This is a genomic window from Streptomyces ziwulingensis (assembly GCF_039542605.1).
Lineage (GTDB): Bacteria > Actinomycetota > Actinomycetes > Streptomycetales > Streptomycetaceae > Streptomyces > Streptomyces ziwulingensis.
The window spans coordinates 34,237-55,958 of sequence record NZ_BAABIG010000004.1 but is presented as its reverse complement, the minus strand read 5'-3'; the positions used below and the strand labels follow the sequence as shown (position 1 = coordinate 55,958).

17 protein-coding genes are annotated in these 21,722 nt (G+C 72.3%); 7 read left to right on the top strand and 10 right to left on the bottom strand.

Features of this window, described 5'->3' with window-relative positions; genetic code table 11:
• The first annotated feature begins 60 nt into the window (after positions 1 to 60).
• Both ABEB00_RS01385 and ABEB00_RS01380 read left to right on the top strand, forming a co-directional pair.
• Entirely contained in the window at positions 61 to 1,761 is a 1,701-nt protein-coding gene (locus ABEB00_RS01385; protein ID WP_345616895.1) for a chitinase, read from the top strand.
• 112 nt (positions 1,762 to 1,873) lie between these two features.
• Positions 1,874 to 3,304, top strand: coding sequence for an eCIS core domain-containing protein (locus ABEB00_RS01380; RefSeq protein ID WP_345616894.1), 1,431 nt, complete (start codon positions 1,874 to 1,876; stop codon positions 3,302 to 3,304).
• A gap of 47 nt (positions 3,305 to 3,351) precedes the next feature.
• Here ABEB00_RS01380 and ABEB00_RS01375 read toward each other — a convergent pair whose 3' ends face one another.
• The 6 genes from ABEB00_RS01375 to ABEB00_RS01350 all read right to left on the bottom strand — a co-directional run bounded on the left by ABEB00_RS01375 (position 3,352) and on the right by ABEB00_RS01350 (position 9,446).
• Positions 3,352 to 4,680 (bottom strand): Nramp family divalent metal transporter, encoded by a 1,329-nt coding sequence (locus ABEB00_RS01375; protein ID WP_345616893.1) that lies wholly within the window; start codon positions 4,678 to 4,680, stop codon positions 3,352 to 3,354.
• Between the two features lie 67 nt (positions 4,681 to 4,747).
• The gene (locus ABEB00_RS01370) at positions 4,748 to 5,410 is read right to left on the bottom strand and encodes a hypothetical protein (RefSeq protein ID WP_345616892.1); all 663 of its coding nucleotides are present in this window, start codon (positions 5,408 to 5,410) and stop codon (positions 4,748 to 4,750) included.
• A 106-nt stretch (positions 5,411 to 5,516) separates the two neighbouring features.
• Entirely contained in the window at positions 5,517 to 7,001 is a 1,485-nt protein-coding gene (locus ABEB00_RS01365; RefSeq protein ID WP_345616891.1) for a GntP family permease, read from the bottom strand.
• 128 nt (positions 7,002 to 7,129) lie between these two features.
• Positions 7,130 to 7,540: a RidA family protein gene (locus ABEB00_RS01360; protein WP_345616890.1), complete on the bottom strand. Its 411-nt coding sequence runs from the start codon at positions 7,538 to 7,540 to the stop codon at positions 7,130 to 7,132.
• On the bottom strand, positions 7,537 to 8,370 hold the full coding sequence (locus ABEB00_RS01355; RefSeq protein ID WP_345616889.1) for an IclR family transcriptional regulator: 834 nt from the start codon (positions 8,368 to 8,370) through the stop codon (positions 7,537 to 7,539). The genes ABEB00_RS01360 and ABEB00_RS01355 overlap by 4 nt, the downstream gene beginning before the upstream one ends.
• Positions 8,367 to 9,446: a sugar kinase gene (locus ABEB00_RS01350; protein WP_345616888.1), complete on the bottom strand. Its 1,080-nt coding sequence runs from the start codon at positions 9,444 to 9,446 to the stop codon at positions 8,367 to 8,369. Before ABEB00_RS01350 ends, ABEB00_RS01355 begins: the two co-directional genes overlap by 4 nt.
• Positions 9,447 to 9,580: 134 nt before the next feature.
• Here ABEB00_RS01350 and ABEB00_RS01345 point away from each other — a divergent pair, with 134 nt between their 5' ends.
• On the top strand, positions 9,581 to 10,921 hold the full coding sequence (locus tag ABEB00_RS01345; RefSeq protein ID WP_345616887.1) for an amino acid deaminase: 1,341 nt from the start codon (positions 9,581 to 9,583) through the stop codon (positions 10,919 to 10,921).
• 20 nt (positions 10,922 to 10,941) lie between these two features.
• Positions 10,942 to 12,552, top strand: coding sequence for an N-acyl-D-amino-acid deacylase family protein (locus ABEB00_RS01340; protein ID WP_345616886.1), 1,611 nt, complete (start codon positions 10,942 to 10,944; stop codon positions 12,550 to 12,552).
• 45 nt (positions 12,553 to 12,597) lie between these two features.
• On the opposite strand, the gene ABEB00_RS01335 is transcribed toward ABEB00_RS01340, so the two are convergent.
• Positions 12,598 to 13,497, bottom strand: coding sequence for a S1 family peptidase (locus ABEB00_RS01335; RefSeq protein ID WP_345616885.1), 900 nt, complete (start codon positions 13,495 to 13,497; stop codon positions 12,598 to 12,600).
• A 276-nt stretch (positions 13,498 to 13,773) separates the two neighbouring features.
• Between ABEB00_RS01335 and ABEB00_RS01330 the strand changes: the two genes are divergently transcribed.
• Together ABEB00_RS01330 and ABEB00_RS01325 are read left to right on the top strand one after the other, a co-directional pair.
• Complete coding sequence (locus ABEB00_RS01330; protein ID WP_345616884.1) at positions 13,774 to 14,985, top strand: pyridoxal phosphate-dependent aminotransferase; 1,212 nt, start codon at positions 13,774 to 13,776, stop codon at positions 14,983 to 14,985.
• Positions 14,986 to 15,071: 86 nt separating this feature from the next.
• The gene (locus ABEB00_RS01325; RefSeq protein WP_345616883.1) at positions 15,072 to 15,509 is read left to right on the top strand and encodes an SCO4983 family protein; all 438 of its coding nucleotides are present in this window, start codon (positions 15,072 to 15,074) and stop codon (positions 15,507 to 15,509) included.
• A 321-nt stretch (positions 15,510 to 15,830) separates the two neighbouring features.
• Here the strand turns inward: ABEB00_RS01325 and ABEB00_RS01320 are convergent, their stop codons facing one another.
• Positions 15,831 to 17,651: a phosphoenolpyruvate carboxykinase (GTP) gene (locus ABEB00_RS01320; protein WP_345616881.1), complete on the bottom strand. Its 1,821-nt coding sequence runs from the start codon at positions 17,649 to 17,651 to the stop codon at positions 15,831 to 15,833.
• Positions 17,652 to 18,033: 382 nt separating this feature from the next.
• Here ABEB00_RS01320 and trhA point away from each other — a divergent pair, with 382 nt between their 5' ends.
• Positions 18,034 to 18,747, top strand: coding sequence for a PAQR family membrane homeostasis protein TrhA (trhA, locus tag ABEB00_RS01315; RefSeq protein ID WP_345616880.1), 714 nt, complete (start codon positions 18,034 to 18,036; stop codon positions 18,745 to 18,747).
• A gap of 236 nt (positions 18,748 to 18,983) precedes the next feature.
• Here the strand turns inward: trhA and ABEB00_RS01310 are convergent, their stop codons facing one another.
• Together ABEB00_RS01310 and ABEB00_RS01305 are read right to left on the bottom strand one after the other, a co-directional pair.
• Positions 18,984 to 21,011: a thioredoxin domain-containing protein gene (locus ABEB00_RS01310; RefSeq protein ID WP_345616879.1), complete on the bottom strand. Its 2,028-nt coding sequence runs from the start codon at positions 21,009 to 21,011 to the stop codon at positions 18,984 to 18,986.
• Positions 21,012 to 21,315: 304 nt separating this feature from the next.
• A complete protein-coding gene (locus tag ABEB00_RS01305; RefSeq protein WP_345616878.1) occupies positions 21,316 to 21,684 on the bottom strand; it encodes a MerR family transcriptional regulator in 369 nt (122 codons plus the stop codon).
• Positions 21,685 to 21,722: the final 38 nt, after the last annotated feature.

Here is a 21,722-nt window from a genome sequence, read left to right as displayed (position 1 = left end):
CTCCCCTCCCCTCCCCTCCCCTCCCCTCCCCTCCCCTCCCACTCCCCTTCGGAGGCCCCAGTGGACCCCGTACGCAGACACCGCGGGCGCCTGGCCCGCTTCTGGTCGGTCGCCGTCACCGCGGCGCTGGCCCTCACCGCCGTGGGCGCCGGCCAGGCGTCCGCCGCCGATGTCAACAACGTCCGCAACGCCGGTTTCGAGTCCGGCCTGGGCGACTGGACCTGTACCGCGGGCAGCGGCGCGACCGTCTCCTCCCCCGTGCACGGCGGCGCCGCCGCGCTGCGCGCCACGCCCGCCGGGCAGGACAACGCCCGGTGCGCCCAGACCGTCGCCGTGCGGCCCGACTCGACGTACACGCTGAGCGCCTGGGTGCGGGGCGGGTACGCCTATCTGGGCGCGACCGGGACCGGCACCGCGGACGTGTCCACCTGGACGCCCGACTCCTCCTCCTGGAAGCAGCTCTCGACGACCTTCCGGACCGGCGCGTCGACGACCTCGGTGACCGTGTACACGCACGGCTGGTACGGGCAGGCCGCCTATCTCGCCGACGACGTCTCGGTCCTCGGTCCGGACGGCGGCGGCGGCACCGGCCCGGAGCCGACCGTTCCGGCCACCCCGGCGGGGCTGAGCGCCTCCGGCACCACGTCCTCCTCGGTCTCGCTGACCTGGAACACGGTCGCCGGGGCCACCGGGTACACCGTCTACCGCGACGGCACCCGGGCGACGGCGGTGACGGGCACCTCGGCGACCGTGACCGGCCTGACGGCCGCCACGTCCTACTCCTTCCAGGTCGCGGCCACCAACGCGGCGGGCGAGTCGGCGAAGTCGGCGGCGGTGCCGGCCCGCACGGCGGAGCAGGGCGGCGGGGGCGGCGGCACCCTGCCCGAGCACGCCGTGACCGGCTACTGGCAGAACTTCGACAACGGGGCGACGGTCCAGAAGATCTCCGACGTCCCGGCCGCGTACGACATCATCGCGGTGGCCTTCGCGGACGCCACGACGACGCCGGGCGCCGTCACCTTCAACCTGGACTCGGCCGGGCTCGGCGGCTACACCGTCGACCAGTTCAAGGCGGACGTGAAGGCCAAGCAGGCGGCCGGCAAGAAGGTCATCATCTCGGTGGGCGGCGAGAAGGGCACCGTCTCGGTCAACGACACCGCCTCCGCCACCAACTTCGCGAACTCCGTCCACGCGGTGATGCAGACGTACGGCTTCGACGGTGTCGACATCGACCTGGAGAACGGCCTCAACCCGACGTACATGACGCAGGCCCTGCGCGCGCTCTCGGCCAAGGCCGGACCGTCGATGATCCTCACCATGGCGCCGCAGACGATCGACATGCAGTCGACCTCGGGCGGCTACTTCCAGACGGCGCTGAACGTGAAGGACATCCTCACGGTCGTCAACATGCAGTACTACAACAGCGGTTCGATGCTGGGCTGCGACGGCAAGGTGTACAGCCAGGGCACGGTGGACTTCCTGACCGCGCTGGCCTGCATCCAGCTCCAGAACGGCCTCGCCCCCTCCCAGGTCGGCCTCGGCGTACCGGCCTCCACCCGGGGCGCGGGCAGCGGTTACGTGGCCCCGTCCGTGGTGAACGCCGCCCTGGACTGCCTGACCAGGCTCACCAACTGCGGCAGCTTCAAGCCCGCCACGGCCTACCCCGGCCTGCGGGGCGCGATGACCTGGTCCACCAACTGGGACGCCACGGCCGGCAACGCCTGGTCGAACGCGGTGGGGCCGCACGTGCACGGGCTCTGACACTCCGCCGCCCGGGAGGGCCGCGGGTCTGCCCCCGCGGCCCTGGGACCAAGATCGTCCGTCGGGTAGACGTGAGGTGACGGGTTCGATCTTGAGTGCCGGAGGAAAAGCAATGGGCCTGGCCCGCGACGAAAGCACCACCACGGGGGTCAGGCAGGCACCTCAGCGGCCGCGCCCGGCCTCCCTGTCCGCCGGGACGGCCGTGCAGCGCATGCTCGCCTCGCAGAGCCAGGCCGGGAACCAGGCGGTCGTCGAGATGCTGCGGCGGGCCGGGCACCCGGGTACGCCGGACCAGCACCGGCACGGTCACGGCTGCGGGCACCCGGCGCGGGAAGCCCCGGTCCAGCGCTCGCTGGACGGCGCCACCGTCGCGCGCGCCGAGGAGGAGCACGACCACGGCCACGACCACGTACAGGACAGCAGCCCGGCGGGGCAGAGCGCCCTGCTGGCCGCCGCCATGAACTCGCCGAGCGAGTCGTTGCCCTCGTCGGTCGTGGCGAAGGCCGGGGCGTTCTACCAGAACGACCGGCTCGCCTCCACCCGGGTCCACCGGGACGCGGTGGCCCAGCGTGCCACGGCGGCGATGGGCGCCCAGGCCATGACCGTCGGCCACCACATCTTCCTCTCCGCGCCCACGGGTGACGACAGGCTGATCGGCCACGAACTCAGCCACGTCGACAAGAACCTGAAGGGACTGCCGGAGACGGGCCGCAGCAACGGCGCCGGAGTCTCCGTCACCGACCCGAAGCAGGACTCGGAACGGGCCGCCGAGCGGGACGGCGACGCCTACGCCGCGGGGAGGGCGACCGCCCCGTCCGCCGTCGCCCAGCGCAGCGCGGCGAGCGCCGCGCACCAGCCCGTCCAGCGGATGCCGGGCGAGGGGGAACAGGCCGGGCGGCAGGTCGCTCTCCAGGACACGCCTCCGGGACTCAGCGCCGAGGACGGCATCGCGGCACTGCCCGAGAACAGCGAACAGGAAGTCATCCTGCAGCGCGGTGTGACACCCACACAGAAGAAATACCTTGTGCGAGAGGTGATCCGCGGCTCTTTCGTCGACCTCGCGCACATGCTCCAGGCGCCCGCCGAGAACGCCACGAAACCCGACCCCGAGCACGTCAAGCAGTACGTGAACTCGAATCGCAACGAGGACACCGCGAAACTGATCGAGTTCTCCACGGACTCCGCCATAGCGCGGCTGTTCGCGCAGGAGTCCCGGATCGGATACGCGGTCACCATCCGGATCAAGCGGAAGTACCTCGCGAAGGGCGCCACCGGTGCCGAAAACGGCTGGATCGCACAGCAGGGCGCTCCCTACGAGATCGTCGCGGTGGAGAAACGGGATTCGGTCAGCGGCGGCGAGTGGACGCCGATGGACGAGGGAATGCTCCGCGCCGCGGCCCGTAACGAGGAAATGGCCAAGTACGTGTTGCACATCGAAACGATCACGGCCGCGGAGTACCTGAAGCAGTTCGAAGGGCCGAAGAAGCTTGAGGAGACCAGGAAGTACCTGGCGTACCAGAAAGAGGTGTACGCCAAGGACTGAGCGACCGGCGCCCAAGGGCCGTCCCGCGATTCCTGGCGGGACAGCCCTCAGAAGAACTCCGACCAGGGCTGGTCCTGGATCTGCTTCAGGCACAGCACCAGGAAGAGCAGGCCGGCGACGAGGAGCATGGCGTTGCTCAGCCATCCGTTGCGCCACTCGCGCGGGGTGCGGGCGGTGTTGAGGAGCCAGATCAGGGTCAGGGCGAGGAAGGGCATGAAGGCCGCGCCCAGGACGCCGTAGAGGATGATCAGGCGGAAGGGCTGGCCCTGGAAGAGCAGGACGATGGGCGGGAAGGTCAGCCAGAGCAGGTAGCCGCGGAACGCCCAGGAGCGTTCCCGCTCGCCGGAGGCGACCTTCTCGCCGGTCGCCTCCGGCCGCTCCCGGTCCCGCAGCCGGTGCACGAAGTCGGCGAACATCAGGCTGACGCCGTGCCAGACGCCGATCAGGGAGGTGAACGAGGTGGCGAAGAAGCCGATCAGGAAGAACTTGGCGTTGGCCGTGCCGTACTCGTCGGCCAGGATGTCGCTGAGCTGGATCAGCCCCTTGTCGCCGCTGGCGATCGCGATGCCGGCCGAGTGCAGCAGTTCGGCGCCGACGAAGAGCATGGCGATGACGAAGATGCCGGTGGTGGCGTAGGCGACGCGGTTGTCCAGCCGCATGATCTTCATCCAGCTCGTGTCGGTCCAGCCCTTGGCGTTGACCCAGTAGCCGTAGGCGGCCAGCGTGATGGTGCCGCCGACGCCGCCGATCAGGCCGAGGGTGTTGAGGACGGAGTCCTTCTCGTCGGGCAGGACGGGGAGCAGGCCCGCGAAGGCGTCGGCGAGGTTCGGGGTGACCCGGATCGCCAGGTACACCGTGACCACGAACATGACGCCCACCAGGACCGTCATGACCTTCTCGAAGACCGCGTACTTGTTGAACCAGACGAAGGCCAGGCCGACCAGGCCGCAGGCCACGCCCCACCACTTGAGGTCCATCACGTCCGGGAAGAGCGCCTGCAGCGGCAGGGCGCTGGAGGACATCGCCGCCGCGCCGTAGACGAAGCCCCAGACCACGGTGTAGACGGCGAAGAACCACGTGGTCCAGGGGCCGAGGCTCGCCCAGCCGTCGAAGAGCGTGCGGCCGGTGGCCAGGTGCCAGCGGCCGCACGCCTCGGCCAGCGAGATCTTCACCAGACAGCCGAGGACGGCCGCCCACAGCAGGGTGTAGCCGAAGTTGCTGCCCGCGATCAGCGTGGCGACCAGGTCGCCGGCGCCGACCCCGGTCGCCGCGACGACGATGCCGGGGCCGATGTGCCGCCAACTGGACTTGCGCGGCGCCGCAGCCGTGGCGCTCGCCGCGCCGGGGTCACTGGTGTTGCCCGTGGTGTCCGCCATGCAGGTCAAGAAAGCCCAAAGCCGCCGGGGCGGCAAGGGGGCGTGCGCGGATCTTCACGCCATGCGGCTACTCGGACCGGTTCTTGTCCTTCTCCAACTCGTCTTCGGTGACGGCGTCTTCGGTCTCCCGGGTCTCCCCGGCGCCTTCGTCCTCCGCGCGCTCCTCCGGCTTCTCCTCGTCGTCGAAGTAGGTGTCCAGGACCGCGTCCAGCGCGGCGTCCCACTCCGCGAACCGGCCGCGCGCGGACGCCTCGATCTCGACGTAGTACCAGCGTCGGTCCGGGGTGTGCACGGTGACGGTGAACCGCTTGCCGAAGCGGGACGTCTCGGTCTCCACCGCCCCGATCTCGTCCCAGCGGAACTCGCACTCCTGGTCGTCGAGGGCGAGCCGGACGCCCCGGTGGTCGGCGACCACCTTGGCGCGCCGGTCGGACGCCTCGAAGACGGGACCGTCGGGGTCCTCCTCCCCCGACTCCCCCGACTCCCCCGGCTCACCCGGTTCTCCGGGCTCCTCGGGGTCCTGGGGTTTCCGGGCGGCGGACGCGACGGCCCCGTCCGCCCGCACGGCGTCGGGGGCGTCACCGTCCTCGGGGGCCGTCGACGGCGCCGCGTCCGCCGGTTCGGCGTCCGCGGGCCGGCCGGACGCGGGCGACGTGAGCCCGGGGACGAAGGCCGGGTCGAACCCGGCGCCCTCCAGGGGCTGGCTGCTCGATCCTATGCGCTGCTCCACAGCGGAGCAGTATGGTCGACAAACCTGTGCCGCACACAGCCGGACCCACAACGGTGTGCGAAGAGTTATACGGAACGGCCCGGCGCCGCGCGCGGACCGGCCGGCGTCAGACGAAGAGGCTCAGCACGGCGGCGACCGCGAAGCCGGCCAGCGACAGCACGCTCTCCAGCACGGTCCACGTCTTCAGCGTGTCCCGCTCGCTGATCCCGAAGTACTTGGCCACCATCCAGAAGCCGCCGTCGTTGACGTGCGAGGCGAAGATGGAGCCGGCCGAGATCGCCATGATGACGAGGGCGACGAACGCCTGCGAGTGGTCGCCCTCGGCGAGCAGCGGGGCGACGATGCCGGCCGTGGTCACGATCGCGACGGTCGCGGAGCCCTGGGCGACCCGCAGCACCAGCGAGATCAGGTAGGCGAGCACGATGATCGGCAGGCCGACGCCGTTGAAGGTGTCGGAGAGCGCCTGGGCGACGCCGCTGCCCTTGAGGACGGCGCCGAAGACGCCGCCCGCGCCGACCACCAGCAGGATGTTGCCGACCGGCTTCAGCGAGGAGGTGGAGACGGTCTCCAGGGACTTGCGGGACCAGCCGCGCCGGACGCCGAGGAGGTAGTAGGCGAGGAGCAGGGCGAGGGTGAGGGCGACGAACGGGCTGCCGAAGAACTCGATCACCGAGCGGGTGGTGGAGGGGTCCAGGGCGATGGAGGAGAAGGTCGCGGCGAGGATGAGGACCAGCGGGGTGCCGATGATGCCGAGGACCGTGCCCAGCGGCACCGGGCTCTCCTTCGGCTGGACGCCGGCCGCGCGCTGCTCGGCGAGGACGGCCTCCTTGGCCTCCTCGGCGGCCTCGACCATGTCCTGCGGCACGGCGACGAACAGGCGGCGGCCGATCCAGGCGGCGTAGGCCCAGGCGGCGAGGACGGCGGGGACGCCGCAGACGATGCCCATCAGGATGACCCAGCCGAGTTCCACGTGCAGCAGTCCGGCGGCGGCGACCGGGCCGGGGTGCGGCGGCAGGAAGGCGTGGGTCATGGAGAGGCCGGCCAGCAGGGGCAGGCAGTACAGCAGGATCGACTTGCCGGAGCGCTTGGCGGCGGCGTACACGATCGGCGCGAGGACGAAGATGCCGACGTCGAAGAAGACCGGGATGCCGAAGATCAGGCCGGTCAGGCCCATGGCGAGCGGGGCGCGCCTCTCGCCGAACAGGGAGAGCAGCCGGGAGGCGAGCACCTGGGCGCCGCCGCTGACTTCGAGGATCGCGCCGAGCATGGTGCCCAGGCCGATGATGATCGCGACATGGCCGAGGATGCCGCCCATGCCGGACTCGATGGTGGAGACGGCGTCGGACTTCTGGACGGTGCCGAAGAGTTCGGTGACCGACAGGCCGGCCAGCAGGCCGACGGTTATGGAGACGGCGAGCAGCGCGACGAACGGCTGCAGCCGGACCTTGATGATCAGGAAGAGCAGGAGTGCGATGCCGAGCGCGGCGACGGTCAGCAGACCCGCCGTGCCGTCGATCAGGAGGAGCAGGCCACCGGTGTGCGGTGGGGTCTCGGCGGGGGCGGCGGCGAACTGGAGGGACGGGAGGGACATGCGGTGGTCCTCTGCTTGAACACATGCTGCTTTCGGGCAGGGCGGGGCGCGGCACGGCGCCCGGGGGGGGGTGGGCGCCGTGCCGCGGCCTGTGGGGGGATACGGCGTGCGGGTGAGGTGCGGGGCCGTCAGCCGAGGACGGCGAGGGCGTCGATCTCGATGAGGAGTCCGGCGGGCAGACCGACGTAGACGGTGGTGCGCGCGGCGGGCGGCTCGGTGAGGCCCTGCTCCTCGAAGTACGCGTTGTAGAGCGCGTTCATCTCGGCGAAGTGGTCCACGTCGGTGAGGTAGACGCGGATCATCATCACGTCGTCCCAGGAGGCGCCGCCCTCTTCGAGGATGGCCTTGACGTTGGCGAGGGTCTGGAGGGTCTGCTCGCGCAGGGTGGGGCCGGCCGGGGTCGGGGCCTTGCCCTCCTCGTGCGGGAGGAAGCCGACCTGGCCGGCGACCTGGAGGATGTTGCCCTTCTTCACGCCGTGGCTGAACTTCGCCGGCGGGACGGTGTGGGTGGCGGGGACGAGGGCGGTCTTGTCACTCATGAACGTTCCTTGTCGGGCTGGTGCGCGGGGGGCTGCGCGGAGGGCGGTACGGGGCTGTGCGCGGGGGCCGGTACGGGGCTCTGCACGGGGGTCCGGCCGGAGTACTCGCCGCTGATGGCGTCCGCCGTGCGGCGTACCAGCGGGAGCAGGGTGAGGAGTTCGTCGGCGGTGACGACGACGTTCGGCGCGGAGACCGACATCGCGGCGACCACCCGGCCGCCGGCGTCCCGGACGGGCGCGGCGACGCAGTTGATGGACTCCTCGTGGCCGCCGAGGTCGGTGGCCCAGCCCTGTTCGCGCACCTTGGCCAGCTCCTTGAGGAAGGCGTCGGCGCCGGGTGTCGAACGGGCTGTGTACAGGGGGTAGTCGAGCTTCTCGGCGACGGCGCGCCGCTCGCTCTCGGGGAGGTCGGCGAGGAGCAGCTTGGCCACGGCAGCGACGGTGATGGCGACGGGTTTGCCGATCCGGGAGTACATGCGGACCGGGTAGCGGCTCTCCACCTTGTCGATGTAGAGGACCTCGTCGTCCTCGTGGACCGCGAGGTGCACGGTGTGGCCGCAGGTCTCGTTGAGGCGGACGAGGTGGGGGTGGGCGATCTCGCGGACGTCCAGGTTCTCCATCGCCTCCTGGGCGAGGGCGATCAGCCGGGCGCCGAGGCGGTAGTGCTGGTCGGACTGGCGGTAGACGAAGCCGTGTTCGTGCAGGGTGCGCAGCAGGCGCAGGGCCGTGGACTTGTGCACGCCGAGGTGGTCGGCGACCCGGCCGAGGTCGGCGGGGCCCTCGGCGAGCAGCGGCAGGATGCTGAGCGCGCGGTCGACGGTCTGGCTCATGGGGTGCGTACCTCTTCCTCGGCCCGCTCCCTGTCCGTGTCCGTGCCGGTGCCGGTGGTCCAGCCGGGGCCGAGTCGCAGTCTCCCCCACGCCTCGTCGTCCAGGGCGGCCAGCCGGTCGGCGTGGTGCCGGGCGGGGGGCGCGGCGAGGTCGCCGGGGACGGTGAGGACGGCGGCGGCCATCAGGTGGCCGTGGCGCAGCCGGTCGCGCGGCGGCAGGTGCCGCAGGGTGGCGGAGAGGAACCCGGCGGCGAAGGCGTCGCCGGCGCCGACGGCGGCGACGACGTCGACGTGGAGGGAGGGCACGAAGGTGGCGTCGTTCCGGTGGAAGGCGGTGGCTCCGGTGGCGCCCTGTTTGACGACGAGCACCTCGGGTTCGGGCAGCGCGGCGCGGACGGCCTCGGGGCTGCCCAGCCCCCATGCCTCGTCGTCGCCGACGAAGACGATGTCCGCGCCGCGGGCCAGCTCCAGCAGCACCTCGGGGCCCGCCCCGGCGCCGCGCCACAGCCCCGGCCGGTAGTTGACGTCGAAGGAGAGCAGCGGCCGCCCGGGCCGGCGCGCGGTCAGCTCGCGCATCAGCGCCAGGCAGCCGGCGGAGAGCGCGGGGGTGATGCCGGACAGGTGCAGGACGCGGCCGGAGCGGAGCGCGGCCCGGTCGACCGTGTCGGGTGACATCGCGGACGCCGCCGAGCCGGCCCGGTAGTACGCCACCTCGTGCGCGTCGGTGGCCCGGTCCCCGGCGGTGCGGAAGTACACCCCGGTCGGGCGGTCCGGATCGCGGCGTACGGCGGTGACGTCGACGCCGTAGGAGCCGATCGCCTCGGTGAGGTGGTCGCCGAAGCCGTCGGCGCCGACCCGGCCGACCCAGCGGACGGAGTGCCCGGCGGCGGCGAGGACGCAGGCGACGTTGGACTCGGCGCCGCCGATGGCCCGGTCGAAGGAGGGGACGTCGGCGAGACGGCCGGGGCGGGAGGGCAGGAAGGTGACCATGGACTCGCCGAGCGTGACGACGTCCACGCGGGCCGCGGCATCCGCGGCGTCGTCCGGGGCGTTGGCGAGGGGTCCGTCGGCGGTCACGATGGGATGGGCTCCTGTTCCTCTCGCGGCGGCGGCATTCGTTGACCCCGCGTTCGCCGAGATGTTAGACAGCAGTGAGCGACATACGCAATGGGTGTTGCACAAGTTGCAACGCAACAGATCAGGGAGGCTCCATGGCCCTCGCCCCCGGTACCGACACCGGTACCGACACCGGTACCGCCGCCCGCACGGACGCCCGTACCGACGCCCTCGCCCGGCTGGCGGAGGAGCGGGTCGACCACCGTTTCAAGGGCCTCCCGCCGGACGCGTACGGACTGACCGTCGGCGAGCTGACCGCCCAGCGCCGCGACCTGTTCACCGGCGGCTTCACCACGCCCGTGCTGGCCCTGTCCGCCGAGCGCCTGGAGCACAACCTGAGGCTGATGGAGACGTACGCGGCCCGGCACGGCCTCCTGTTCGCGCCGCACGGCAAGACCTCCATGGCCCCGCGGCTCTTCCAGCGCCAGATCGAGCACGGCGCCTGGGGCATCACCCTGGCCGTGCCGCACCAGGTGCGGGTGGCGCGGGCCTTCGGCGTCCGGCGGGTCTTCCTCGCCAACGAACTGGTCGACGCCGCCGCCCTGCGCTGGATCGCCGCCGAACAGGACAGCGACCCGGAGTTCCGCTTCCTCTGCTACGTCGACTCGGTGCGCGGCGTGGAACTGATGGACGCGGCGCTGCGGGAGGCGGGGGCCGCCCGTCCGGTGGACGTCGTGGTCGAGCTGGCCGCCGGTGCGGGCGCCCGGACCGGCGTGCGGACCGAGGCGGAGTGCGCGGTGGTCGCCGACGCCGTACAGGCCGTCCCGTCGCTGCGGCTGGCGGGTGTCGCCGGGTACGAGGGCGAGGTGCCGGACGCCGGCCCGGAGAAGGTGCGCGCGTGGCTGCGGAGGCTGGTGGCGCTGGCCGCCGACTTCGACGCGGCGGGCCGGTTCGCGGCGGCCGGCCTCGACGAGATCGTGGTCAGCGCGGGCGGCAGCGCCTGGTTCGACGCGGTGGCCGACGTCTTCGCCGAGCTTCCCGCGCTCTCCGTCCCCGTACTGAAGCTGCTGCGCTCCGGCGCCTACGTCTCGCACGACGACGGGCACTACCGGGAGATCACTCCCTTCAACCGGGTGCCCGAGGAGGGCGCCCTGGAGCCCGCGTTCCGCCTGTGGAGCCAGGTCGTCTCCCGCCCCTCGCCCGAGCAGGCGTTCACCAACGCGGGCAAGCGGGACGCCGCCTACGACCTCCACCTCCCCTTCGCCCAGGTGATCCGCGGCGGCGACGGCGCCGAGCGGCCCGCCACCGGCGTCGAGGTGACCGGCCTCTCCGACCAGCACGCCTGGCTCCGGACGGCGCCGGCCGCGGAGCTGGAGGTCGGCGACTGGGTCGGGATGGGCCTGTCCCACCCGTGCACGTCGTTCGACAAGTGGCAGCTCATCCCGGTCACCGAGGCGGACGGCACGGTCGTCGACTACGTCCGCACGTTTTTCTGAGCGAACCAGGAGCCAAGGACATGGAAGAGCTGGTCATCCGGGACGCCGACGTCGTGGACGGTTCCGGCGCCCCCTCCTACCGGGCGGACGTCGTGGTCGACGGCGGCCGGATCACGGGCATCGTCGAGGAGGCGGCCGGGGCGGGCTGCCGGCGGCCCGCCGCCCGCCGGGAACTGGACGCCGCGGGCCTGGTCCTCTCCCCCGGCTTCGTCGACATGCACGCCCACAGCGATCTGGCGCTGCTCCGGGACCCCGACCACAGCGCCAAGGCCGCGCAGGGCGTCACCCTGGAGGTCCTCGGCCAGGACGGGCTGTCGTACGCGCCCGTGGACGACCGCACCCTGGGCGAGGTGCGCCGCGCGATCTCCGGGTGGAACGGCCCCGGCGACGACGTCGACTTCGACTGGCGGTCGGTCGGCGAGTACCTGGACCGCCTCGACCGGGGCATCGCGGTCAACGCCGCGTACCTGATCCCGCAGGGCACGGTCCGCGCGCTCGCGGTCGGCTGGGAGGACCGGGCGGCGACCGGCACCGAGCTGGCGCGGATGCGGCGACTGGTCGCCGAGGGCATGGAGCAGGGCGCGGTCGGCATGTCGTCGGGGCTGACGTACACGCCCGGCATGTACGCCCCGGACGCCGAGCTGACCGAGCTGTGCCGGGTGGTCGCCTCGTACGGCGGCTACTACTGCCCGCACCACCGCTCCTACGGCGCCGGGGCGCTGCGGGCGTACGAGGAGATGGTCGAGCTGACCCGGGAGGCGGGCTGCCCGCTGCACCTCGCGCACGCCACCATGAACTTCGGCGTCAACAAGGGCCGCGCCCCCGAGCTGCTGACCCTGCTGGACGAGGCGCTGGCCGGCGGCGCCGACATCACCCTGGACACCTATCCGTACACGCCCGGCTGCACCACCCTGGTGGCGCTGCTGCCGAGCTGGGCGAACGAGGGCGGCCCCGAGCGGGTCCTGGAGCGCCTCGCCGACGACGACACCGCCGAACGCGTCCGGCACCACCTGGAGGAGACCGGCTCCGACGGCTGCCACGGCGTGCCGGTGGAGTGGGAGACGATCGAGATCTCCGGCGTGGCGGACCCGGCGCTCGCCGGGTACGTGGGCCGTACGGTCCTGGAGTCGGCCAGACTGCGCGGCGAGACCCCGTGGGCCGTGGCCCGCCGTCTGCTGCGCGCCGACCGGCTGGCGCCGACCATCCTCCAGCACGTCGGCCACGAGGAGAACGTCCGCGCGATCATGCGGCACCGGGTCCACACCGGCGGCTCGGACGGCATCCTCCAGGGCGCGAAGCCGCACCCGCGCGCCTACGGCACCTTCCCGCACTACCTCGGGCACTACGTGCGCGAGCTGGGCGTGCTGACGTTGGAGGAGTGCGTGGCCCACCTCACCTCGCGGCCCGCGGCCCGGCTGAAGCTGCCGGACCGCGGTCTGGTCCGCGAGGGGTACCGGGCCGACCTGGTCCTCTTCGACCCGGCGACGGTCGCCGCGGGCTCCACCTTCGAGGCGCCGCGCGCCCTGCCGACCGGCATCCCGCACGTCCTGGTCGACGGGCGGTTCGTGATCGAGGACGGGCGGCGCACGGACGTACTCGCCGGACGCTCCGTGCGCCGCACGCCCCGCTGAGGCGGCGCGCGCCACGGCTCGCGCCAAGGCACTGGTTACGGCTCGTTACGGCTTGGGCAGGGTGCAGCCGCTGCGGCTCAGGTCGAGCTTGTTGCCGATGCCGAAGCAGGCCGGGATGTGGTAGGTCTGCTGGGCGTAGTTGATGCCCTGGCGGACGGTGACGGTGCCGTTGGCGTCGACCTCGCAGGGGTTGTTGTCGGTGCAGCGGCCGCCGTCCTCGTTGCCGGTGTTGTTGACGGCGACGACCTTGCCGGTGGCGTTGTCCACGACCGGTGAGCCGGAGGTGCCGCCGATGGTCTGGCAGGCGGAGGTGTAGCGCACCGAGTCCTTCCAGGTCCAGGCGCCCTCCTTGAGCCGGTAGGCGAAGCCGTCGACGTTGCAGGCGTACGTCCGCTTCCAGTAGCCGGAGACGACGGTGATCGCGGTGCCGGCCGCCGGCCGGGTGTCGTTGAGGGTGAGCGGGCTGATCCCGTAGGAGCCGCGGATCTGGGCGTACGTGCTGGTGAGCTGGTACAGCGAGACGTCCGTGTCGGTCATCGTCGCGTAGGCGAGCTTGGCCGCGCGCAGGGTGGCCACGCGGGTGCCGGAGGCGTTGAGCAGCCCGAAGGTACGGCTGGAGGCACGGTCGACGAGGACCTCGCCGGCCGCCGGGAAGCCGGTCTCCAGACAGTGGCCGTTGGACATCACCAGCGCCGGGTCGGTCTCCTCGGAGGCGGGGAGGCGGACGACGGAGCCGGAGCAGTTGCTGAGCGAGACGGCGCCGGCGAAGGTCACGGCCTGGGCGGCGGGGGCAGGTGCCGGGGCAGGTGCGGTGGCCGTGGCAGGTGCGGTGGCGGGGGCGGGTGCGGTGGCGGTGGCGGGGGCGGTGGGGGTCGCCAGCGCCGGTGCCGCGCCGGCCCCGGTGATCACCAGGGTCGCGAGCGCGGCAAGGAGAGGCTTCTTCATGTGGGGGTCCCCTCTTTCGGAAGGCTGCTCTTTCCGAGGGCGGGCGCCCGGAGGTCTTCCGGCCGCCCACCTCGTTGTCATGCGCATTGTGAGGCGAGGGGGGCGGGTGGACAAGGAGCGGTATCAGGACGGGTGTTGGCGCGATCTCACGCCCGGCGCCGGTGCGGGCTGAGCGACCGGACAGGCCGTTCGGGGGCCACAGGCACCCAAACCGGCGCGTCTCGCGTGTCGGAAAACACGACCCGGAGGTCGTTACCGGGTCGTAAGCTCGCGGACATGCAGGTGATCCAGTCGACCAAGCTCGCCAACGTCGGTTACGAGATCCGGGGCCCGGTGCTCGAGGAGGCGATGCGGCTGGAAGCGGCCGGCCACCGCATCCTGAAGCTGAACACCGGCAACCCGGCCGCCTTCGGGTTCGAGTGCCCGCCCGAGATCCTGGAGGACATCCTCCGCAACGTCGCCACCGCCCACGGCTACGGGGACGCCAAGGGCCTGCTGGCCGCGCGCCGGGCGGTGGTCATGCACAACCAGACCCTCGGCATCGAGACGGACGTCGAGCACGTCTTCATCGGCAACGGCGTCTCCGAGCTGATCGTGATGGCGATGCAGGGGCTCCTCGACGACGGCGACGAGGTCCTCGTCCCCGCGCCGGACTACCCCCTGTGGACGGCGGCCGTCTCCCTCTCCGGCGGCACCGCCGTGCACTACCGCTGCGACGAGCAGTCCGACTGGATGCCCGACCTCGCCGACGTCGAACGGAAGATCACCGACCGCACCAAGGCGCTCGTGATCATCAACCCGAACAACCCGACGGGCGCGGTCTACGACGAGTCGATGCTGCGCGGCCTCACCGACCTCGCGCGCCGGCACAACCTGCTGGTCTGCTCGGACGAGATCTACGACAAGATCCTCTATGACGACGCCGTGCACATCCCCACCGCCTCGATCGCCCCCGACCTGCTGACGCTCACCTTCAACGGCATGTCGAAGGCGTACCGGGTGGCCGGTTACCGGGTCGGCTGGATGGCGGTCTCCGGTCCGCGCGCGCACGCCGAGTCCTACATCGAGGGCCTGACGATCCTGGCGAACATGCGGCTGTGCGCCAACATGCCGGGCCAGCACGGCGTGGTCGCGGCGCTCAGCGGGCGGCAGACCGTCAGGGACCTGGTGCTGCCCGGCGGGCGGCTGCGCGAGCAGCGGGACACGGCCCACGAACTGCTCACCCAGATCCCCGGCGTGACCTGTGTGAAGCCCAAGGGGGCGCTGTACCTCTTCCCGCGGCTGGACCCCAAGGTGTTCAAGGTCAGGGACGACCGGCGGATGGTCCTGGACCTGCTCCGGCAGGAGAAGATCATGGTCGTGCACGGCACCGGCTTCAACTGGCCCGAGCCGGACCACTTCCGCGTGGTCACCCTGCCCTCGGTCCAGGACCTCAGGGACGCGGTGGGCCGGATCAGCCGTTTCCTGGACGGTTACAGCCAGCCCTGACGGCACTCCCGGCACAGTAGTACACAACTCAACTTTAGAACGAATCCAAGGTAGGATGGCTTCTGTCTAGTAAGGAGGCCGTTCCCATGTACGAACCGATCCGCTCCCCTTCGGTCCACTCGGCGGCCGACGGCCCCACGGGCATCCCGCACCGTTCCCGCGCGGAAGCGCTGGACATCCAGCTCGCCGGCCATCTCGCGGCGCTGCTCGCCGTGACCGACGAACTCCGCGCGGCGGCGCCCGCCACCGACCTGGACACCGCCGCCGAACTGCTGGCCGGCCAGGTGGCCCGGCTGCGGGACGGGCAGGCCCCGACCCGCGCCCCGGCGGCCGCCGCCCCGGCCGCACCGGACCTCGCCGCCCTGCACGAGCGGGCGCACACCCTGGCGGGACGCGCGCTGGTCGTCGCCGCCTCGCGCGCGGACACGGCGGCGGCGATCCTGGCCGCCCGGCGGATGGACGCGCACGCGGCGGCGCTGGAGCCGCGGGAACTCGCGGCGCGCGGGTGCACTGCGTTGGCCTGAGCGGGTGCACCGCGTTGGCCTGAGCGGGTGCACCGCGTTGGCCTGAGCGGGTTCGCCCCCTCGCCGTAGGGGCGGTGGCCGGCGGGCGGGTGCCGGGCGCGTCGTGGTCGCTCGCGCGGTTCCCCGCGCCCCGGTGAGGAAGTGCAGAAGGAGGGCCGGGTGGTCCGCACGCCGTTGTGCGGCACCCGGCCTGGCGGGGCGCCTCCCGGTGCTCCAGGACATCGAGCTACTGGAGCGGGAGGAGCCCCTCGCGGCCGGCCTTCGTGACGACATCGCTGATCAGGGCTCAGCCGGACCGGCCGCGAAATCGGCGGGGCGTCCTCAGCCCAGGCGCCGCACCAGGGCGTGGTACTGGTCCCACAGCTCGGTGGGCGTGTGGTCGCCGAAGGTGTTCAGGTGGCCGGGGATCAGGGACGCCTCCTCACGCCAGACCTCCTTGTCGACGCCGAGCAGGAAGTCCAGGTCCGCCTCGGGCAGGTCGAGGCCGTCGGTGTCCAGGGACTCCCTGGTCGGCAGGACACCGATCGGCGTCTCGACGCCCTCGGCCGTCCCCTCCAGCCGCTCCACGATCCACTTCAGTACGCGGCTGTTCTCGCCGAAGCCGGGCCAGACGAACTTGCCCTCGTCGTCCTTGCGGAACCAGTTGACGTAGTAGATCTTCGGCAGTGCGGCCTGGTCCCTGCCCTTGGCGACGTCGACCCAGTGGCCCATGTAGTCGCCCATGTTGTAGCCGCAGAACGGCAGCATGGCGAAGGGGTCGCGGCGCAGCTCACCGACCTTGCCCTCGGCGGCGGCGGTCTTCTCGGAGGCCACGTTGGCGCCGAGGAAGACGCCGTGGTTCCAGTCGAAGGACTCCGTCACCAGGGGTACGGCGGTGGCGCGGCGCCCGCCGAAGAGGATCGCGGAGATCGGCACGCCCTTGGGGTCCTCCCACTCCGGCGCGATGATCGGGCACTGGGCGGCGGGGACGGTGAAGCGGGCGTTGGGGTGGGCGGCCGGGGTGCCGGACTGCGGCGTCCAGTCGTTGCCCTTCCAGTCGGTGAGGTGGGCGGGCGGCTCCTCGGTCATGCCCTCCCACCACACGTCGCCGTCGTCGGTGAGGGCGACGTTGGTGAAGACGGCGTTGCCCCACAGCGTCTTCATCGCGTTGGCGTTGGTGTGCTCGCCGGTGCCGGGCGCGACGCCGAAGAAACCGGCCTCGGGGTTGATGGCGTACAGGCGGCCGTCCTCGCCGAAGCGCATCCAGGCGATGTCGTCGCCGATCGTCTCGACCGTCCAGCCGGAGATCGTGGGCTCCAGCATGGCGAGGTTGGTCTTGCCGCAGGCGGAGGGGAAGGCGGCGGCGACGTACTTGGCCTCGCCGCGCGGCGGGGTCAGCTTCAGGACGAGCATGTGCTCGGCGAGCCAGCCCTCGTCGCGGGCCATGACGGAGGCGATGCGCAGGGCGTAGCACTTCTTGCCGAGCAGGGCGTTGCCGCCGTAGCCGGAGCCGTAGGACCAGATCTCGCGGTCCTCGGGGAAGTGCGAGATGTACTTGGTGGTGTCGCAGGGCCAGGGGACGTCCGCCTGGCCGGCCGCCAGCGGGGCGCCGAGGGTGTGCACGGCCTTGACGAAGAAGCCGTCCTCGCCCAGCTCGTCCAGGACCGGCTGCCCCATCCGGGTCATGGTCCGCATGGAGGCGGCGACGTAGGCGGAGTCGGTGATCTCGACGCCGAGGGCGGAGAGCGGGGAGCCGAGCGGGCCCATGCAGAACGGCACGACGTACAGGGTCCGTCCGCGCATGGCGCCGCGGAACAGGCCCTGGTCACCGGTGAAGATCTCCCGCATCTCGGCGGGGGCCTTCCAGTGGTTGGTGGGGCCGGCGTCCTCCTCCTTCGCGGAGCAGATGAAGGTCCGGTCCTCGACGCGGGCGACGTCGGAGGGGTCGGAGGCCGCGTAGTAGGAGTGGGGGCGCAGCGTCGGGTCGAGCTTGCGGAAGGTGCCCTTGGCCACCAGTTCCTCGGCCAGCCGCTCGTACTCGGCCTCGGAACCGTCGCACCAGACCACGTCGTCCGGCTGGGTGAGTTCCGCGATCTCGTTCACCCACGAGATCAGCTCCTGGTGCTTTGTGGGGACCGGGGAAGCCGCGATGTCGCGCGCCACGATTGCTCCTAGGTGAGGGATGTGTTGTTGGAGGCCCCGTGGGGGCTGCGACCCGGATGCCTGCCCCGTGATCCCCGGAGCGCTCATCCGGTGCCGACCGCACTCATTTGATCATCCGACGCGTGCGCCCATCTGTCCAGAGGGCCGCACACCTGAGCGGAGTGAGGATCGCCACGCACCTCTGCTTATCCCTGTGATTCTTTGCGTATACGTGGAGTTCGGCTGAAACTCCTTTTACCTACGGGGCCAGACCCTGCGGATGGCTGCGGATGCCCGCGAGATCCTCGCGGGACGGGGTACTCGTCCCGCGTCGACCGCCCCCGCGCGGCACCGGGTGCCGCCCCGAGACAGGACTTACGGTTCCGTAGGTACGATGCCGCGTATGACTGCGTCCACCCCCGACGCGCACACGGAGTCCCCGGCCGCCGGCCGGGGCCCGGTCGCGCTCTCCCTGCCGCATCCGGTCAAGCCCAAGCTGCGCGGCTGGCTGCATCTGGGCATGTTTCCGGCCGTACTCGTCGCGGGCCTCGTGCTCACCGCCCTGGCCGACTCCTCCAGAGGACGCGTCGCCTGCGGCATCTTCGCGCTGACGGCCTGTCTGCTCTTCGGGGTCAGCGCGCTGTACCACCGGGGCGACTGGAGCCCCCGCATGGACGGCGTCCTGCGCCGCCTCGACCACGCGAACATCTTCCTGATCATCGCGGGGACGTACACGCCGCTGATCATGCTGCTGCTGCCCGGGGCCGAGGGGCGGTGGCTGCTGTGGGGGATCTGGGCCGCGGCCTTGGCCGGCATCGCCTTCCGGGTCTTCTGGGTCGGCGCCCCGCGCTGGCTCTACACCCCCTGCTACCTCGCCATGGGCTGGGCGGCCGTCTTCTACCTGCCGGACTTCACGCGTACCGGCGGCATCGCCGTGCTGGTCCTGGTGGTCGTCGGCGGCCTCCTCTACAGCGTCGGCGGAGTCGTCTACGGCATCAAGCGCCCCAACCCCTCCCCCCGCTGGTTCGGCTTCCACGAGGTCTTCCACTCGCTGACGCTGGCCGCCTTCATCGCGCACTACGTCGGGATCTCGCTGGTGGCGTACCAGCACGGGTGACGTTCCCGGCCGCCCACGGGCCCCGGGCCGCACCCGCGCGCCCGTGCCGTCCCGACCGGGTGAACGGTCCCGGGACCCACGGTGGGTTCGCCCCCGAGCCGCACGTCTTCCTCTCCCGGGCCCGCCGGGCCGGCGCCCGCGCGACCACCGCCGACAGGGTCTTCACGACTGGAGAGCGGCACCCGGCGGTCCTGCGACGTGTCCGCCCGGTGCGCCGCCCGCAGGGGGCGGGCGTCTCAGCCGTTCAGGGCGGCGCGCAGCCGTTCCGGGTCGGTGGTCGGCGCGTCGCAGGTGAAGTCGCGGCAGACGTAGGCGGCGGGGGCGCCGCCCACCAGGGGACGGTCGGCGAGCAGGGGGAACTCGTCGCTGCCCGCGCTGCCGACGGCGACCGCCGCGCCGGGGGCGGTGGCCAGCAGTGCCGTGCGGTGCAGGGCGCGGGTCGCCTCGTCGGCCGGCGCCGGTCCCACGACGGCGACCTCGCGGGGTCCGTCGAGGAACGCCTCGGCGGCGGCGAGTCCCCAGCCGACGAAGCGCGGGACGCGCGGCCCGAGCGCCTTGACGACGCCGAGGGCCTGCTCGGCGGCGGCGCGGTGGGGTGCGGAACCGGTGTGCGCGGCGTAGGTGAGCAGGGCGGCCGCGGCGGCGGTCCAGCCGGACGGGGCGGCGTTGTCGGTCGGGTCCTGCGGGCGGCGGATCAGCCGCTCGGCGTCGGCGGCGGTGTCGTACAGGGAACCCTCGTCGTCGGCGAACCGGGTCAGGACGTGGTCGAGGAGGAGTCCCGCGAAGTCCAGCCAGACGCCCTCGCCGGTGACGGAGGCGAGCGCGAGGAAGCCCTCGGCGACGTCGGCGTAGTCCTCCAGGACCCCGGCGTTGTCGCCCGCCCGGCCGTCCTTGCTGGTGCGGGTGAGGCGGCCCTGGTCGTCCAGGTGCAGCCGTACCAGCAGGTCGGCGGCGAGGACGGCGGCCTCCACCAGGTCGGGGCGGTCGAAGTAGGCGCCGGTCTCGGCGAGCGCGGCGATCGCCAGGCCGTTCCAGGCGGCGACGACCTTGTCGTCCCGGCCGGGGGCGGGCCGCGCCGCCCGCGCGGCCCGCAGCCGCTCGTGGACGGAACGGATCTTCTCGGCGTCGAAGACACCCTCGTGCTGCGGGAGCTGGAGGACGGAGGCGCCGTGCTCGAAGGTGCCCTCCTCGGTCACGCCGAAGTACTGGGCGGCGAGTTCGGCGTCCTCGGCGCCGAGCACCTCGGTGAGCTGCTCGGGCGTCCAGACGTAGTACGCCCCCTCGACGTGCCGGCCCGTGCCGTCGTCGCTGTCGGCGTCCAGCGCGGAGGCGAAGCCGCCCTCGGCGGTACGCAGGTCGCGGACGAGGAAGTCGGCCGTCTCCAGGGCGACGCGGCGGGCGAGTTCCGAACCGGTGGAGCGCCACAGGTGGGCGTAGACCCGGCAGAGCAGCGCGTTGTCGTAGAGCATCTTCTCGAAGTGCGGCACGATCCAGTCGCGGTCGACGGAGTAGCGGGCGAAACCGCCGCCGAGCTGGTCGTAGAGGCCGCCGCGGGCCATCCGCTCGCAGGTGTCCGAGGCCATCTGCAGGGCGCCCTCGGCACCGGTGCGGGCGTGGTGGCGCAGCAGGAACTCGATCACCATGGACGGCGGGAACTTCGGCGCCCCGCCGAACCCGCCGCGCTGCGCGTCGTACTCCCGGGTCAGCCCGAGCAGCGCCTGCGCCAGCTCGGACTCGCCGGGCGCCTGGGCGTCGCCGTAGGAGATCTCGCGCCCGGCCAGGTCCTGGACGATCTTCCCGGCGACCTCGTCGACCTCCGCGCGCCGCTCGGTCCACGCCTGGTGGACGCCGGCCAGGACCTGCCGGAAGGACGGCATGCCCTGGCGGGGCTCGGGCGGGAAGTAGGTGCCGAAGTAGAACGGCTCGGCGTCCGCCGTGAGGAACACGGTCATCGGCCAGCCACCGTGCCCGGTCGCCGCCTGGACGGCCTCCATGTAGACGGCGTCGACGTCGGGACGCTCCTCGCGGTCCACCTTGACGCAGACGAAGTGCGAGTTGAGGAAGTCGGCCGTGGCCCGGTCCTCGAAGGACTCGTGGGCCATGACGTGGCACCAGTGACACGCCGAGTAGCCGACCGACAGCAGCACGGGCACGTCACGCCGCTCGGCTTCTTCCATCGCCTCTTCCCCCCACGGCCACCAGTCCACAGGATTGGAGGCGTGCTGGAGCAGGTAGGGCGACTGCTCATCGGCAAGTCGGTTCATACCGCCATCGTGACACGAGCCTGGCTGCGGCGGGTGGCCTGCACGACGGCGGCATCGGGTGAACACGACGGTGTGGACGCCCGCGCCGTCCGACGAGGAACGCGGCGGGCGCGGTGTCGACCTCTTCGTCAACAGCGACGCCGCGCAACTGGCGGGGCTGCTGCCGCTGGTCGACTCCGGAGCGCCGCGCGCCGGCATCGCCCGGCGGGTGCCGCCGGCCGAGCCGCCGGCGCTGCGCGCGGAGGCCGCGGCGGGCGCGCGCTCCGGCAAGGTCCTCGTCCCCGGACCCCTCTCACCGTCGAGGTCAGTCCCGGGGGTGGCGGCATTGCGCGGGTGGGTTGCGGGTGTTGGCGATCACGGCGTCGAGCCGGTCGCGCGCCGCTTGCAGGTCGGTGATCCGCTCGCTGATCCGCGCGTGCTCGGCCTCCAGGTGGTTCACGAGCCCGGGCGCCACCGTGCCGGAGTACACGCACGGCAGCACCTCGCGCACGGACCTGCTCGGCAGGCCCGCGGCGAAGAGCTGCTGGATCAGCCTGACCCGCTCGACGGCGGAAGCCGCGTACCGGCGCTGCCCTCCGGCGCTCCGCTCGGAGGGCAGCAGGTCCTGCTCCTCGTAGTAGCGCAGGGCCCGGACGCTCACTCCGGCCTGCCGGGCCACCTCACCGATGCGCACACATCCTCCGCTCCGCCGGTCGGCCGCCCCGACTTGCA

Bases quoted from the DNA above. Each gene is read 5' to 3' on its own strand.
- ABEB00_RS01380 (WP_345616894.1), top strand. From the start codon at position 1,874: ATGGGCCTGGCCCGCGACGAAAGCACCACCACGGGGGTCAGGCAGGCA.
- ABEB00_RS01375 (WP_345616893.1), bottom strand. From the start codon at position 4,680: ATGGCGGACACCACGGGCAACACCAGTGACCCCGGCGCGGCGAGCGCC.
- ABEB00_RS01365 (WP_345616891.1), bottom strand. From the start codon at position 7,001: ATGTCCCTCCCGTCCCTCCAGTTCGCCGCCGCCCCCGCCGAGACCCCA.
- ABEB00_RS01360 (WP_345616890.1), bottom strand. From the start codon at position 7,540: ATGAGTGACAAGACCGCCCTCGTCCCCGCCACCCACACCGTCCCGCCG.
- ABEB00_RS01355 (WP_345616889.1), bottom strand. From the start codon at position 8,370: ATGAGCCAGACCGTCGACCGCGCGCTCAGCATCCTGCCGCTGCTCGCC.
- ABEB00_RS01345 (WP_345616887.1), top strand. From the start codon at position 9,581: ATGGCCCTCGCCCCCGGTACCGACACCGGTACCGACACCGGTACCGCC.
- ABEB00_RS01340 (WP_345616886.1), top strand. From the start codon at position 10,942: ATGGAAGAGCTGGTCATCCGGGACGCCGACGTCGTGGACGGTTCCGGC.
- ABEB00_RS01335 (WP_345616885.1), bottom strand. From the start codon at position 13,497: ATGAAGAAGCCTCTCCTTGCCGCGCTCGCGACCCTGGTGATCACCGGG.
- ABEB00_RS01330 (WP_345616884.1), top strand. From the start codon at position 13,774: ATGCAGGTGATCCAGTCGACCAAGCTCGCCAACGTCGGTTACGAGATC.
- ABEB00_RS01325 (WP_345616883.1), top strand. From the start codon at position 15,072: ATGTACGAACCGATCCGCTCCCCTTCGGTCCACTCGGCGGCCGACGGC.
- trhA (WP_345616880.1), top strand. From the start codon at position 18,034: ATGACTGCGTCCACCCCCGACGCGCACACGGAGTCCCCGGCCGCCGGC.
- ABEB00_RS01310 (WP_345616879.1), bottom strand. From the start codon at position 21,011: ATGAACCGACTTGCCGATGAGCAGTCGCCCTACCTGCTCCAGCACGCC.